16 protein-coding genes and 1 pseudogene are annotated in these 13,083 nt (G+C 63.7%); 8 read left to right on the top strand and 9 right to left on the bottom strand.

All coding sequences use genetic code 11. The features are described from left to right. Positions 1-152: 152 nt before the first annotated feature. The 6 genes and pseudogenes from NKJ15_RS20195 to NKJ15_RS20170 all read right to left on the bottom strand — a co-directional run. Positions 153-923 (bottom strand): slipin family protein, encoded by a 771-nt coding sequence (locus tag NKJ15_RS20195; protein ID WP_023680344.1) that lies wholly within the window; start codon positions 921-923, stop codon positions 153-155. Then, positions 920-2,311, bottom strand: coding sequence for an NfeD family protein (locus NKJ15_RS20190; RefSeq protein WP_352817047.1), 1,392 nt, complete (start codon positions 2,309-2,311; stop codon positions 920-922). Before NKJ15_RS20190 ends, NKJ15_RS20195 begins: the two co-directional genes overlap by 4 nt. 277 nt (positions 2,312-2,588) lie before the next feature. Continuing rightward, positions 2,589-2,876, bottom strand: coding sequence for a hypothetical protein (locus NKJ15_RS20185; protein WP_352494411.1), 288 nt, complete (start codon positions 2,874-2,876; stop codon positions 2,589-2,591). A 69-nt stretch (positions 2,877-2,945) separates the two neighbouring features. Then, a complete protein-coding gene (locus NKJ15_RS20180; protein WP_352817044.1) occupies positions 2,946-3,536 on the bottom strand; it encodes an RES family NAD+ phosphorylase in 591 nt (196 codons plus the stop codon). Continuing rightward, positions 3,537-3,884: an antitoxin Xre/MbcA/ParS toxin-binding domain-containing protein gene (locus NKJ15_RS20175; RefSeq protein WP_023680350.1), complete on the bottom strand. Its 348-nt coding sequence runs from the start codon at positions 3,882-3,884 to the stop codon at positions 3,537-3,539. It lies immediately after the preceding gene. A gap of 146 nt (positions 3,885-4,030) precedes the next feature. Continuing rightward, a pseudogene (locus tag NKJ15_RS20170) lies at positions 4,031-4,225 on the bottom strand (pseudouridine synthase); the annotation flags it as partial. A gap of 140 nt (positions 4,226-4,365) precedes the next feature. Between NKJ15_RS20170 and NKJ15_RS20165 the strand changes: the two are divergent. Next, positions 4,366-4,875 carry a hypothetical protein gene (locus NKJ15_RS20165; RefSeq protein WP_352501243.1) on the top strand — a complete coding sequence of 170 codons (510 nt, stop codon included), beginning with the start codon at positions 4,366-4,368 and terminating at the stop codon, positions 4,873-4,875. Continuing rightward, positions 4,865-5,074, top strand: a complete 210-nt coding sequence (locus NKJ15_RS20160) for a hypothetical protein (RefSeq protein ID WP_352501242.1) — start codon at positions 4,865-4,867, stop codon at positions 5,072-5,074. Before NKJ15_RS20165 ends, NKJ15_RS20160 begins: the two co-directional genes overlap by 11 nt. 22 nt (positions 5,075-5,096) lie before the next feature. Here NKJ15_RS20160 and NKJ15_RS20155 read toward each other — a convergent pair whose 3' ends face one another. Beyond that, entirely contained in the window at positions 5,097-5,861 is a 765-nt protein-coding gene (locus NKJ15_RS20155; protein ID WP_352817041.1) for a pseudouridine synthase, read from the bottom strand. 115 nt (positions 5,862-5,976) lie between these two features. Here NKJ15_RS20155 and NKJ15_RS20150 point away from each other — a divergent pair, with 115 nt between their 5' ends. After that, complete coding sequence (locus NKJ15_RS20150; protein WP_352817039.1) at positions 5,977-6,567, top strand: DUF922 domain-containing Zn-dependent protease; 591 nt, start codon at positions 5,977-5,979, stop codon at positions 6,565-6,567. 36 nt (positions 6,568-6,603) lie between these two features. On the opposite strand, the gene NKJ15_RS20145 is transcribed toward NKJ15_RS20150, so the two are convergent. Next, positions 6,604-7,347, bottom strand: a complete 744-nt coding sequence (locus tag NKJ15_RS20145) for an SDR family oxidoreductase (RefSeq protein WP_352817036.1) — start codon at positions 7,345-7,347, stop codon at positions 6,604-6,606. A 284-nt stretch (positions 7,348-7,631) separates the two neighbouring features. Here NKJ15_RS20145 and NKJ15_RS20140 point away from each other — a divergent pair, with 284 nt between their 5' ends. From NKJ15_RS20140 to NKJ15_RS20120, 5 genes are all read left to right on the top strand, one after another. After that, the gene (locus tag NKJ15_RS20140) at positions 7,632-8,255 is read left to right on the top strand and encodes an NAD(P)H-dependent oxidoreductase (RefSeq protein ID WP_352614374.1); all 624 of its coding nucleotides are present in this window, start codon (positions 7,632-7,634) and stop codon (positions 8,253-8,255) included. Between the two features lie 876 nt (positions 8,256-9,131). Beyond that, positions 9,132-9,554, top strand: a complete 423-nt coding sequence (arsC, locus tag NKJ15_RS20135) for an arsenate reductase (glutaredoxin) (RefSeq protein ID WP_352817033.1) — start codon at positions 9,132-9,134, stop codon at positions 9,552-9,554. A 69-nt stretch (positions 9,555-9,623) separates the two neighbouring features. Then, positions 9,624-9,956: an ArsR/SmtB family transcription factor gene (locus NKJ15_RS20130; RefSeq protein WP_352817031.1), complete on the top strand. Its 333-nt coding sequence runs from the start codon at positions 9,624-9,626 to the stop codon at positions 9,954-9,956. A 50-nt stretch (positions 9,957-10,006) separates the two neighbouring features. Then, positions 10,007-11,383 (top strand): NAD(P)-binding domain-containing protein, encoded by a 1,377-nt coding sequence (locus tag NKJ15_RS20125; RefSeq protein WP_502906931.1) that lies wholly within the window; start codon positions 10,007-10,009, stop codon positions 11,381-11,383. Beyond that, positions 11,380-12,729, top strand: a complete 1,350-nt coding sequence (locus NKJ15_RS20120) for an MFS transporter (protein WP_352817027.1) — start codon at positions 11,380-11,382, stop codon at positions 12,727-12,729. The genes NKJ15_RS20125 and NKJ15_RS20120 overlap by 4 nt, the downstream gene beginning before the upstream one ends. On the opposite strand, the gene NKJ15_RS20115 is transcribed toward NKJ15_RS20120, so the two are convergent. Then, positions 12,629-12,853 (bottom strand): hypothetical protein, encoded by a 225-nt coding sequence (locus NKJ15_RS20115; protein ID WP_031213090.1) that lies wholly within the window; start codon positions 12,851-12,853, stop codon positions 12,629-12,631. The genes NKJ15_RS20120 and NKJ15_RS20115 overlap by 101 nt on opposite strands. Between the last annotated feature and the right edge of the window lie 230 nt (positions 12,854-13,083).

The following is a 13,083-nucleotide window of genomic DNA, read 5'->3' as shown; positions in this document are numbered from 1 at the left end:
AGGGGGAGATGTCGCCGAAGGCGACAGAGGGGGTCGCGGCGCGTGAGGCGTCAGCGCCGTCTCTCGTAGAGGAAGGCGTCGGCGATCTATGTGAGACGACCCCCTCTGGCCGCTTCGCGGCCGTCTCCCCCTCGAGGGGGGAGATCACGTGCTCAGCCGCCTCCGCCTCCACCACCCTGCTTGATGAAATGACCGAGCAGATCCATCGGCACCGGAAACACGACCGTCGACGAGCGCTCACCGGCGATGTCATGGAGAGCCTCGAAATAGCGTAGCTGCATAGCCTGCGGTGCTTCGGCAAGCATCTTGCCGGCCTCGACGAGCTTTGCCGCCGCCTGCTGTTCGCCGTCGGCATTGATCACTTTCGCACGCCGCAGCCGTTCCGCCTCGGCCTGCTTGGCGATGGCGCGGACCATGTTCTCGTTGAGGTCGACATGCTTGATCTCGACATCGGAGACCTTGATGCCCCAGGCATCGGTGCGCTGGTCGAGAATCTCCTGGATATCGCTGTTGAGCTTGTCACGTTCGGCCAGCATTTCATCGAGCTCATGCTTGCCGAGCACCGAGCGCAACGTGGTCTGTGCCAGCTGGTTGGTGGCGGTCATGAAGTCTTCAACCTGGATCACCGCCCGCTCGGCGTCGACGATACGAAAATACAGCACCGCGTTGACCTTCACCGAGACGTTGTCGCGCGAGATCACGTCCTGCGGCGGGACGTCCTGGACCACCACTCGCAAGTCGACCTTCACCATCTGCTGCACGAAGGGGATGAGGATGATAAGGCCGGGGCCCTTGACCCCGGTGAAGCGGCCGAGCGTGAAGACCACGCCGCGCTCATATTCCCGCAGGATGCGAATGGCCGCGGATAGGAACATGACCACGACGAGCGCTGCTGCCAGATAGGCCACATAACCGATGATCATTGCCTTGCTCCATCGCTTCTCACATTGCGGCGCCGTATCGTCAGCACAAGATCCCTGACATCGGCCACCTCGACGCTGTCGCCCACTGCAAGCGGTTCGTCGGCTTTTGCCCGCCAGCGCTCGCCCCGGGCGAGCACGTGGCCCTCACTGCCCTGCCAGTCGAGAACCTTCGCCGGCAGCCCATGCATGGCCTGTGCGCCAACACGCGGAACGTTCTTGCGGGCCGCCCACAGATAGCTGCCGGTCAACAGCGCCAGGCCGAGCGTCAGGACGGCGGCGGTGCCGATAACGGCCCACGACATCTCGAAGCCGGGCCCCTCGATCCTGAGCAGCATGGCTGCGCCCAGCAGAAACGCAGCCACGCCTCCCAGCCCAAGGACCACAGTCGGGTTCAAGGCTTCGACGACCAGGAAGATGATGCCAAGCAGCATCAAGGCAAGGCCGGCATAGCTGATCGGCAGGAGATTGAGCGCATAGAGTCCGAGCAGAAGGCAAATCGTGCCGATCACGCCGGGCGCGACCGCGCCCGGGCTCGTGAATTCGAAGACGAGGCCATAGACGCCGACCAGCATCAGGATGACGGCAATATTCGGGTCCGTGATGACGGCGAGAAGCCGGATGAGCCAGCCTGGCTCGAGCGTTTCGACCGGCAGCCCCTTCGTCGCCAATGCCTCTTTTTTGCCGGCGATCTCGACGGTCCGGCCGTCGGCCAGTTGAAGCAGTTCGGTGGTGTCGCGGGCGACGAAGTCGATGACATGCTGCTGCAGCGCCGCGCCGGCCGACAGGCTGGCCGCCTCGCGCACGGCCTTTTCTCCCCATTCGGCATTGCGCCCGCGCAATTCAGCCAGGCTGCGGATCAGGGCAACGGCATCGTTCGTCGCCTTGGCGATCATCGCATCGCCCGCGGGTGCGTTCTTCTTGTCCTTGTCCGCCTCCGGGCCATCGTTCTTGCCGCCGGGAAACGATGGCAGCGGCCCGCCCATCTCGATCGGCGTTGCCGCGCCCAGATTGGTGCCGGGCGCCATCGCCGCCAGATGGGCGGCGTAGAGGATGTAGGTTCCGGCGCTCGCCGCATGCCCGCCGGCCGGCGCGACATAGCCGATGACGGGAACCGGCGAGGCGAGAATGCCGGCGATCATCTCGCGCATGCTGGTGACCAGCCCGCCGGGCGTATCCATCTGCAGGATGAGAGCCTGGGCATTTCGGTCCGCGGCCACCGCCAGCGCTTCCTCGAGCTGCCTGGCACTCGCCGGACCGATGGCGCCGTCTATCTCGACGCGCAACACAATTTTCTCCCGGCCGTCCGCCTCTCCGGTTGCTGAAGAGGGACAAACGGCCGCAACAGCCACGAAAGCCGCGGCAAGCAGGACCGCACGCGCGAGTTTCACGCTCAAAGCTCCACATCTAGGAATATGGGCTGGATTTTGCCGAAATCCATGACGCGGCGCGGCGGGTGACGCATCGCACGGTCCTGCTGGGCGTCGGCCTGCTCAGCGGCGGCTACGGCACCGTAGAAGCTCCGCCAATCGGGCACGTTCCGCGTCTATGAAGATCCCGACGACATGTCGACGAAGTCGGCGGCCGCACATGAAGGCGACCGGCGGGCTGTCGCCGTCATTCGATCACACCTATGTTTTGCGCATTGGAGCCATCTCTGGCGGGCTTCTATTGCGCGGCGTCCTCCTGGATTGTCTGTTCCTGGATTCGGGCGGGTGCCCCGAGACACTGATCGTAGCCGATGGTGCAATTATTCAGACATTCGTTGCGCCCCTGGATGGATTTGACGCTGTTGTAGTCGATCGGCACAGCCTGGCATTTCTTCTGGCACGCCTGGTCCTTCTCGGCGCAATTCGTGCCGTGGCCCTTAGGGTACTTCTTCGTGGTCGCTTCAGCGTTCAATGGCATGACGGCCAGCAGCGCCAGCAGCGTCGGTATCAGTCGGAGCATACGCATGGATCCTCCCTTGCGCGTTAGACCTCTGCACTTGGAGGCAATGTTAGCGCGCCACTTCCGCTGGCCGCATCACCCGTGCGGGGGATGGACGGCAGCGGGGCCGCCGCTAGCCCAGGCAATTTCCCCGTGGTCGGTTCTGATCGTCATCGCTCCGGCCGGCAGCCGATCACAAAACGCGACGACGTTCAGGCAGTCATATCGCGCGCTGGGCACGATCAGACCGTCATAATCGAGGAAATGCGCGGCCTCGCCGATGTCTTGCGACCTCGGATATTCGGCGTGCTTTTCCTGATACGAAAGCTGCCCGTAGCGCGCGGTGTCGAGGCCAAGGGTCTGCAAGGCTGCCAGGTCGAGCAGTCTGAGCGTCCGGTCCAAAGCAAGATCGATCTCGAAGAGATTGTATCTGACGCGCGAAGGGATCACTGGCTGCCCCCGCGTCAAGTGGAATCTCATCTCGCTCAAGGCACCTTCGCGCTCTTGCGAGGTGTAGAGCACGTCGAACGTCCCATCGTCCCAACGGCCGCCGGAGTTCGAGCACTGGATCGGGCTGCGGCCCTGGCGCACCACACGCCAAACCGTTCCGGAGTATTCGACCGGAACTATTGCCTCGATAGCGTCGATGAGCCGGCTATCGCGTCGTTTCCGCCCGGCGATCGCCAACTAGAGAAAGACCTCGTTCTCAAGCCGGTCGATGACTTTGAGCACGTCGAGAGCACGGTCGTCGTGAATGAGATCGATTGCTCTTTCGCCGTTCAATTGCGGGTGGCGAGCGTAAAGCCAGGTGCGGATATCGCTTGGCTCGTAGAATTCCTGCAGTCGGCCGACGATATAGTGCAGGTCTGATAGAATGAGCTCGCTGCGCGGCTGGGGCTTGATGTCGCCGGCCTTCCACCTCGAAACCGTGGCCTTGGACACGTCGGTGATATTTGCAATATCGGTTCCCTTGAGACCGCCAAACGTGCCCAATTCGTCCAGGAACCTGGGGACCGCCCGCAACGCCGTGCTCATGCTTTTCTCTCCGGCTGCCGAGCCACTTCGCGTCGGACCAGCCCTTCAATTGCGCTGTCGCATTTCGGTTTCATAAAAGGAAAATATGAAACAGGAATGTTAATGTCAATCACCCGTTCGGTGCGAAGGCCCCTGGAGCCAGCACTTCAGGCCTGAAGTAGCGCCAGCTCTTCCGCGCTCAGATGGCGTGCCTTGCCTTTGGCAAGCTCGCCGAGCTGCAATTGGCCGATCGCCACCCGCACCAGGCGCAGCACCTCGATATCGTAGGCGCCAAGCAGCCGGCGGATGTGGCGGTTGCGGCCCTCGTCGAGCACGATCTCCAGCCAGGCGGTGCTGGTGCCGCTTCCACTCGATCGAAAATCAATCGCCTGAATTGCTACAGCGCCCTGGTGTCGCCGGTAATGCCACGGGACAATTTGTTTTGTATAGTCCTTGATGCCACGTGGCCGACGATGGTTCGATGACTTGGGAAGGGAAGATCATGCGAAGCGGATTGGCGAAATTCGTCGTGGCGGGTTGCGTCGCCGCTCAGGTCGTCCTGCAAGCGGCGCAGCCGGCGTTTGCCGCGCCGTGCGGCTGGACGGCGAAACTGGAGGAAGAGGAGGGCGGCAAAGTGCTGATGGCGTCGGTCTGCGGCGGATCGAATGGCGGCGCCCAGCTGACGCTGGCCTGTTTCGGCAAGCCGACGCTGAGCTATGATTTGGGCGACAGCGGTCCGCAACTGGAACCCGGCATCGCTTCGTTCGCGTTCAAGGCCGGCGGCAAGGCGGTGACCAAGACGCTTCAACTCGAAGAAATGTACAACACCTTCACCGTGGAATTGAGCAGCACCGACCCGCTGTTGGCCCTGCTGCGCTCCAAGGGCGAGGTCACGGTCGCCTCGGGCAAATATGGCGAGAACAGCTTTCCGCTTGCCGGCTCATCCGCCGCCATCGGCAAGGTGCTGGCCCAGTGCGGCAAAGCCAAGGCTTCTTCCGACAATGAAGATTGATGAACCCCTCACATTTCGATTTGAATCACGCGAGACGTTGGTCGCGAACATAGAGCGTGATCCTGCTGATCTCGATCCCTGGACAGGGCTTGTCGAGTTGGAGGCCGAGGAAAGCAGCCTGGACACCGCGGTGTCAGTTCTCTTGCGGGCAATTGATGCTGTATCCGACAGGGAACAGCTTTGGCGGGCAGCTGCCTGACTGTCGAGTCGCCGCCAGCAGTTCAGGCCTGAAGCAGCGCCTGCTCTTCCGCGCTCAGATGGCGTGCCTTGCCTTTGGCAAGGTCGCTGAGTTGCAGAGATCCGATCGCGATCCGCACCAAGCGCAGCACCTCGATATCATGGGCGGCGAGCAGCCGGCGGATATGGCGGTTGCGGCCCTCGTCGAGCACGATTTCCAGCCAGGCGGTGCTGGTGCCGCCGCGCAGCAACTCGATCGAGCGGGCCGCCAGCAATTCTCCGTCGACGGTCGCGCCGGCGCGCAACCGCGCCAGCATGGCCTCGTCGGGCAGCGCGCCGATCTGCACGTGATAGGTCTTGGCGACATGCGAGGCGGGATCGAGCAGGCGCTGCGCGAAGCGCGTGTCGTTGGTCATCAACAGCAGGCCTTCGCTGGCCTTGTCGAGGCGGCCGACGGGCGAGACGAAAGGCAGGTCGAGGCCTGCCAGGCAATCATAGACGGTGCCGCGGTCCTGCGGGTCGTCACGGGTGGTGACCAGCCCGCGCGGCTTGTTGAGCATCAGATAGACCTTACGCTCGGCGGCGACGCGGCGGCCGTCGACCTCGATGCGATCGCGGCCTGGATCGACGCGCATCGAGCCGTTGCGCACGATCTTGCCGGCGACCCGCACGCGCCCCTCGGCAACCAGAAGCTCGGCCTGCTTGCGCGAGCACAGGCCAAGCTTCGACAGCGCGCGACAGAGGCTGACGCCGGGAGGCTGGGCCCCGGGGGCAGGGTGTTGCCGGGCAAGGTTCGGTCGTGGCGACATGGCGTTGTCTGTGGATTCTTGTATACGAGCATCCCACTATAGCCGGCCGCCGGCTATGTCCACGGAAGGGAACTGCATATCGTTTGCGTCGTGCGCAGCGGCTGCGAGGACTTGCATGAAAACAGCCATTCGCCTTTGCCTGCTGCTCGCCTTGTTGCCGACATCGCCGGCGCATGCCGGCTGGCAGGCAGTCGAAAAGGTCGAGACCTATGCCATCTCAGGGCAATCCGGCCCGGAGCTCTATGCCTCGATCGGCGGGCGCGGACCGCTGCTCGGCGAACGCCGCGTCATCGCGCATACCAATTTCAAGCTGACCTGGGTGAGGGACTACAAGCCGCAAGGCGACGCCTGCGTGCTGGTGTCGGCGCAGCCGAAGCTGATCATCACCTACACCTTGCCGAAGCCGGCCGCGCGGCTGCCGGGCGCAATCCAGAAGAACTGGGAGGTTTTCGCAACCGGCCTCGCCGCCCACGAAAAGGTGCACGGCGCCAGCATCGTCGACATGGTGCACAAGATCGAGGCGGCCACCATTGGCCTGACCGTCGCCGATGACCGTGGCTGCAGCAAGATCAGGACGGAAGTGACGAGACGGCTCGCCGGAATTTCGCAGGCACAACGGCGGGCGAGCCGCGATTTCGACCGGGTTGAATTCGGCCCGGGCGGCAAGCTGCGGCAGCTTGTGTTCACGCTGATGACCGGCGGATGAAGCTGCGGGGGCGGCGCAGGGTACCACCTTGCGGCCTCACGCCTGCGCGGTCGGATAGAGCGTCAGGATGTTGACGTTGACCCTTGGCGGCTGGCTCACCGCATAAAGGATGGCGGCGGCGATGTCCTGGCTTTCCAGCTGCTCCATGTCGCCCAGCCTCTGCTCGACCGCCTGGCGCACATCGGCGCGCATATTCTGGGTGAACTCGGTCTTGACGGCGCCAGGCTCGATGCAGGTGACGCGGATGCCGTCCTTGCCGATCTCGCGGCGCAGCGATTCCGCCATCGCGCTCACCGCGTGCTTGGTGCCGGAATAAACCACCGAAGGGTGGATATAACGGCCGGTGCCGGACGAGACTACGACGATGTGGCCGGCGCCTTGCCGCTGCATCGACGGCAGTGCCGCATGGATCGGATAAAGCAGGCCCAGGATGTTGACGTCGACCATCCGGCGGTATTCTTCCGGCGTCGTGTTGCGGAACGGCGCGGCGACGCCGACCCCGGCAACCGCAAGCAGCATGTCGAGCCGGCCGTACTCCTGCTGGACCCGCTCGACCATCGCCGTGGCTTGCGCTTCGTCGGCGACATCGACGGCAATCGGCAGTGCCGCGCTGCCGGTCTCACGGATCCGCTTCGCCAGATGGTCCAGCCGCTCGGCGCGCCGCGCGGCAATCGCCAGCGTGGCGCCCTCGGCCGCCAGCGCCAAGGCGGTGGCCTCGCCGATGCCGGAAGAGGCGCCAGTCACCAAGGCGATCTTGCCGCTCAGTTTTCCTGTCTGCATTCTTTTTCTCCTGACGCTTTGGACCGGCCGTGAAGCTAGGGCGCGGACATTCTGGAACAATGCTGATCGAAAAACCGAATCCACCGTTAGGGTTTTGGCCCCAGCAAGCCCACGTCTGCGCACGAACGGGCCTTGACGCGACCGGAGGTGTTGCGTCTTGATACGGGGGCTGCGGGGCTTCGCATGAAAACAGCTGATCGACTACGTCTGCGGGTGGCTTGTTTGCATGCGACGCTTGCATGCACCCCCGCGATCCTCTCGCGACCGACAGGTCTGAACGCCAGATGAAGGTCCTCGTCGTCCATTGCCATCCCTGCGCCGACAGCTTCAGCGGCGCGGTGCGCGACACGGTGCTGGAGACGCTTGCCGAAAGCGGTCACCAGGTCCACCTGCTCGACCTCTATGCGACCGGCTTCGATCCGGTCATGCGCACGCAGGAATGGCGCGGTTACCACGACAAGGCGGCGAACCTGCAACCGGTGCACGAACATGCGCAGGAGCTGCTCTGGGCGGAGGCGGTCGTCTTCATCTATCCGACCTGGTGGTATGGCCTGCCGGCGATGCTGAAAGGCTGGCTGGAGCGTGTGCTGGTGCCGGGCTTCGCTTTCGAGATGCCGACGGCACGACGCGGCCCGCGGCCCAAATTGCGGCACATACGCCGGGTGATGGCAATGACCACATGTGGCGCCACGCCGCTGATGTCGTGGATCATGGGACAGCCCGGCCGGCGGACCCTGCTGCGCGGCTTCCGCTCCGTCTGCCATCCGCTGTGCCGGACCAAATTCCTGGCGCTCTACCGGATGGACAGCGTCTCGGCCGCCGGACGCCAGGCACATCTGCAGCGGGTCAGGAAAGCGGTTGCCGGTCTTGGCCGCGCTGATGCCGTTGCCGCCACGGTGCCTGGCTGATCAGCCGGGTGGGCCGTCGCCGGCGCGGGCAATCGCTTTGGACGGGCGATTGCGCCAGGTTGGTGTTGGAGACGGCCAGTTGTCGAAGTCGGCGCCGCCCCTCATCGCCCTGCCGGGCGTTTCTCCCTGTAAACGGAAGGGCAATCGAATATGGACTTGACGGACCCACCTACCGAACGCTGCAACGCCTGAAACGAAAAACCCGCCTCGGAGGCGGGTCGTTGGGAGCCAATTAGCACCATACCCAAATTAGTAGCATAGCTGCCGGCACAAAGCAAGAACAAAATACGCCGTGGCGATAGAAAATCCGAATTCCTGCTCGTCCGAGGTCGCTGCTCAGAACGATTGCAAACTCGTATTCCTTCGCCCCACTTGGCATCTCCCGCAGGGGCAGGGCAAATCGCATGTGGATTCTTACGAAGAAGGGACCCCCACCCTTAACCCCTCCCCACAAGGGGGAGGGAACGCTGCCGCGTGCCTTTACTTCCCCTTGGCGCCGAAAAGCAGGCAATTTGCCGAGGTCGGCGCCGACGGAGGTCTCCCTCCCCCTTGTGGGGAGGGGTTAGGGGTGGGGGTCCTTCGTAGAGCGAAAGCGTAGAGCGAAAGCCTCCGCTTTCCATCTGCGATAGCCCTGCCATAAACGGGGAGATAGACCCGGCCGCAACGCTGGCGCTATGCTTGCAACGTTGGCGCTTTGCGAAATTGTCAGCGTCCCTCGCTCCGTCTACAACGACGCCAGCAAGCAGGCATGGGGCGGCGCAAACCCGTGAAGTAAGGGGCTGATTCAAATTTAGGTCTAAAGCGATTGCTCGCCATGACATTGGCAGGGTGGCTGCTCGCCCAACCGAAACCAGCCGGACAGATGAAAGCTGCGCAATGACCATCACCATCTACCACAACCCCAATTGCGGCACTTCGCGAAACGCGCTGGCCATCATCAGGCAGTCCGGCGAGGAGCCGGAGGTGATCGAATATCTGAAAAATCCGCCGTCGCGCGAAAAGCTCGTCGAGCTGATCGCAGCGATGGGCATGACGCCGCGCCAATTGCTGCGCGAAAAGGGCACGCCCTATGCCGAACTCGGCCTGGGCGATCCGAAGTGGAGCGATGACGAGATCATCGATTTCATGCTGGCGCATTCGATCCTGATCAACCGGCCGATCGTGGTGACGCCGCTCGGCACCATGCTCGCCCGACCATCCGAAGCGGTGCTCGATATCCTGCCCAATCCGGATATCGGCCCGTTCACCAAGGAGGACGGCGAGATGGTCATCGACGCCAGCGGCAAGCGCGTCGGCTAGATATCGTCTTATTTCGATCTTTGTCGAAATTCTCTTGACGTGCAGCGATTCTGGAAATAGCTTATTTCCATGAAACTCGAAAAAGCAGCCTCGCAACTTGAAGCCCTCGGCAGCCCGACGCGGTTGCAGCTCTATCGGACGCTGGTGCGGGCGGGCGATGAGGGGCTGCCGGTCGGGCGTATCCAGGACAGATTGGGCATCGCTGCCTCGACGCTGTCGCATCACCTCAAGCGGCTGGTCGACACCGGCCTGGTGACACAGGAGCGCCAGGCGACCACGCTGATCTGCCGGGCCAACTATCCCGCCATGCACGGGCTCATCGGATACCTCGCGGACGAATGCTGCGCCGACGCCACCTTTGCGCCGGCATCGGCGGAAGCGACGGCCAAGACGGCGGCATGATTTTTTTGCCACTATAATTCGAAATTACCGGAAGGATGGAAGACATGGAGATGATCGAAAAACTCCCCGTCGCGGTGATCGGCGCCGGGCCGGTCGGTCTGGCGGCAGCGGTCCACCTGATCGCGCGGGGCATTCCTGTCAAAGTCTACGAAGCCGGCAATGCGGTTGCATCCAATCTCAGGGATTGGGGCCATGTCCGTGTGTTCACGCCCTGGCGCTATTGCGTCGATCAGGCGGCCAGAAACCTGCTCGAGGCGCATGGCTGGCGGATGCCTGAGCCCGAGGCATTCCCAACCGCGGACGACCTCGTCGCGGATTATCTCGAGCCGCTTGCAAAGCTTCCGCAATTGTCGCCGTCGATCGAAACCGGCGCCCGGGTCGTCGGCATTTCGCGCTGGGGCGCCGACAAGGTGCTGAGCAAGGGACGCGAGAACCGGCCGTTCATGCTGGCGGTCGAGACTGCCGATGGTACAAGACGCGACAGCGCACGTGCCGTCATCGATGCTTCGGGAACCTGGCAGATGCCGAACCCGCTCGGCGCCGGCGGAATTCCTGCAGAACGCGAGGCCGAATTTGCCGACCGCATCGCCTACGGCATCCCCGATATTCTCGGCCGCGACCGCAGCCTTTATGCGGGGAAGACGACGCTGGTCGCCGGCTCCGGCCATTCGGCCGCCAATGCGGTGCTGGATCTCGCCAGCCTGGCAAATGTGGAGGCCGGCACCGCTTTCATCTGGACAACGCGCGGCACCGACCTGGTGCGCATCTATGGCGGCGGCGATGCCGACCAATTGCCGGCGCGCGGCGAACTCGGCGCCGAAGTGCGCGAACTCGCCGAGAGCGGCGGCGTCAGGCTGGTGAAGGGCTTTGCGGCTGTTTCGATCCGCGATGCCAACGGCCGGCTGGTCGTCGAAGGCCAGACCGGGGACGGTTTGCAGGCGCTTGGCCCGGTCGACCGCATCATCGCCGCGACCGGACAACGCCCGGATCTGTCGCTGACCCGTGAGCTTCGGCTCGAGCTCGATCCATGGCTGGAAAGCGTCAAGGCACTGGGACCGTTGATAGATCCCAACGAGCACTCCTGCGGCAACGTGCCGCCGCACGGCCACCGTGAGCTCAGCCATCCAGAGCAAGGGTTCTACACAGTCGGCATCAAGAGCTATGGCCGCGCGCCGACCTTCCTGCTGCTGACCGGCTATGAGCAGGTCCGCTCGGTCGCGGCGGCGATCGCAGGAGACATGGTGGCGGCCGACAATGTCCAGCTTGTGCTGCCCGAGACCGGCGTCTGCACCGTGCCGCGGATCGGCATTGCCGACAAGGGTTGCTGCGGCGGTCCGGCGCCGGCAGTGGTGGATGCGTGCTGTGTCGCCGACGCCAAGGCGAAGGCGGTCGGCAAAGGCGGCTGTGGCTGCAGCGTCGCGGCATGAGTTTTTCGCCGCCTTCGCCGGCCATCCTGCGCAGCCGCGGCGCGATCATCACCGCGCTTGGCCTGACGCAGATCATGGCGTGGGGTTCTTCCTACTATCTTCCCGCGGTTATCGCACCGGCAGTCTCCTCCGATACCGGCTGGCCGCTGGCATGGGTTGTCGGCGGCCTGTCTCTCGGCTTGCTTGTGGCCGGATTGATCTCTCCGCGCGTCGGGTCGTCGATCGAGCGGCATGGCGGCCGCAATGTCCTGGCGTTCAGCGCCGGATGCATCGGGCTCGGCCAGATCGGGCTGGCTCTTGCCCCTAATCTTGCGGCCTATATCGCGGCCTGGCTGATCGTCGGTCTGGGCATGGGGGCGGGGCTTTACGATGCCGCTTTCGCAACGCTTGGCCGCCACTACGGCCACGGCGCGCGCTCCGCCATCACTATGCTGACGCTGTTCGGCGGCCTTGCCAGCACCATCTGCTGGCCGATCTCAGCCTTGCTGCTGGGGGAGGTCGGCTGGCGCGGCACCTGCCTGGTTTACGCCGCCTTTCAGCTGGCAATTGCGCTGCCGCTCTATCTCGTGATCCTGCCCCGGGAGCCGCCGCAACCGGCAGTCAAACCGGGAGTGAAGAAGGCGGCACCCATTCTCGACAACCAAGCCGATCCGTCGATCATGATCGTTCTGGCCGCGACCCTGACACTCGCAGCGGTGATCTCGTCGACACTATCGGTGCATCTGCTCACAATCCTGCAAGGCAGCGGCATGGCGCTTGCCGTAGCCGTAGGGCTCGGCGTGCTGGTTGGTCCATCACAGGTGGCGGCGCGCGCGATCGAGATGATGATCGCGCGCTACCACCATCCGATTTTCACCAAGTTTGCCTCGGTTACGTTTGTGGCGATCGGCGTTTCGACGCTCTGGGCCGGCATGCCAATCATCCCGCTGGCGCTGGGCTTCTACGGCGCAGGGATCGGCCTGGAATCCATCGCGCGGGGGACGTTGCCGCTCGCGCTGTTCGGCTCTAACGGCTACGCGAGACTGATGGGCCGCCTCGCCATGCCGAGCCTGATGGCCCAGGCGGCGGCACCCTCGGCCGGAGCATTGCTGCTGGAGCGCTTCGGCCCGCACGGGACGTTGGCCGCGCTTTCAGGCCTTGCGCTGGCCAACGTCATCCTCGCATGCGGCTTGGGCTTGGCGGATGCTCCGCCGGCGGCAATCGCAGGTTCAAACCCGATAGGATTTGGCCCTGCGTTCGGCGCCTTCAACTGGAGAGCGGGAGATCTTCCAAGGGATCGACAAGGAAAGACGCGGCGATCAGATCGTCCGCATCGAGGCGCAGTGAGCCTTTGGCGCCGCCCATAATGGCGGCAACCTTTTGAAACGTCTTGATCTCATGCTCGGTAATCTGGGCACTTTGCATTCTGGATTTGAGGTCAGCGACGCGCAGCCCCAAACTGTGAGACATTCCGATTTTACGGTTCGACATGGTAAGATGCTCCTCCCCGGCCCATGTTTGTTTTGCCACCCGCCCTTATTCGTATTTCCTCCGCCTGCCTAAATATGAGGCATCGCGATACAGCGCCCGAACGCCCGATGCAAGGGAAGGTTCCGGCGCGCAGCGGTCACGAAATAATAATAGGTAGGAAGCACGGCCGATGGTCCGGCCGGAGGTAGGACTTAGGTACGACGCCCCGCCGGACAGAGGGCTCCGGTGGC

Source organism: Mesorhizobium sp. M0207 (assembly GCF_040321995.1).
GTDB lineage: Bacteria > Pseudomonadota > Alphaproteobacteria > Rhizobiales > Rhizobiaceae > Mesorhizobium.
Note: the sequence above shows the minus strand (reverse complement) of the source record. Positions and strands in the feature narration are given on the sequence as shown.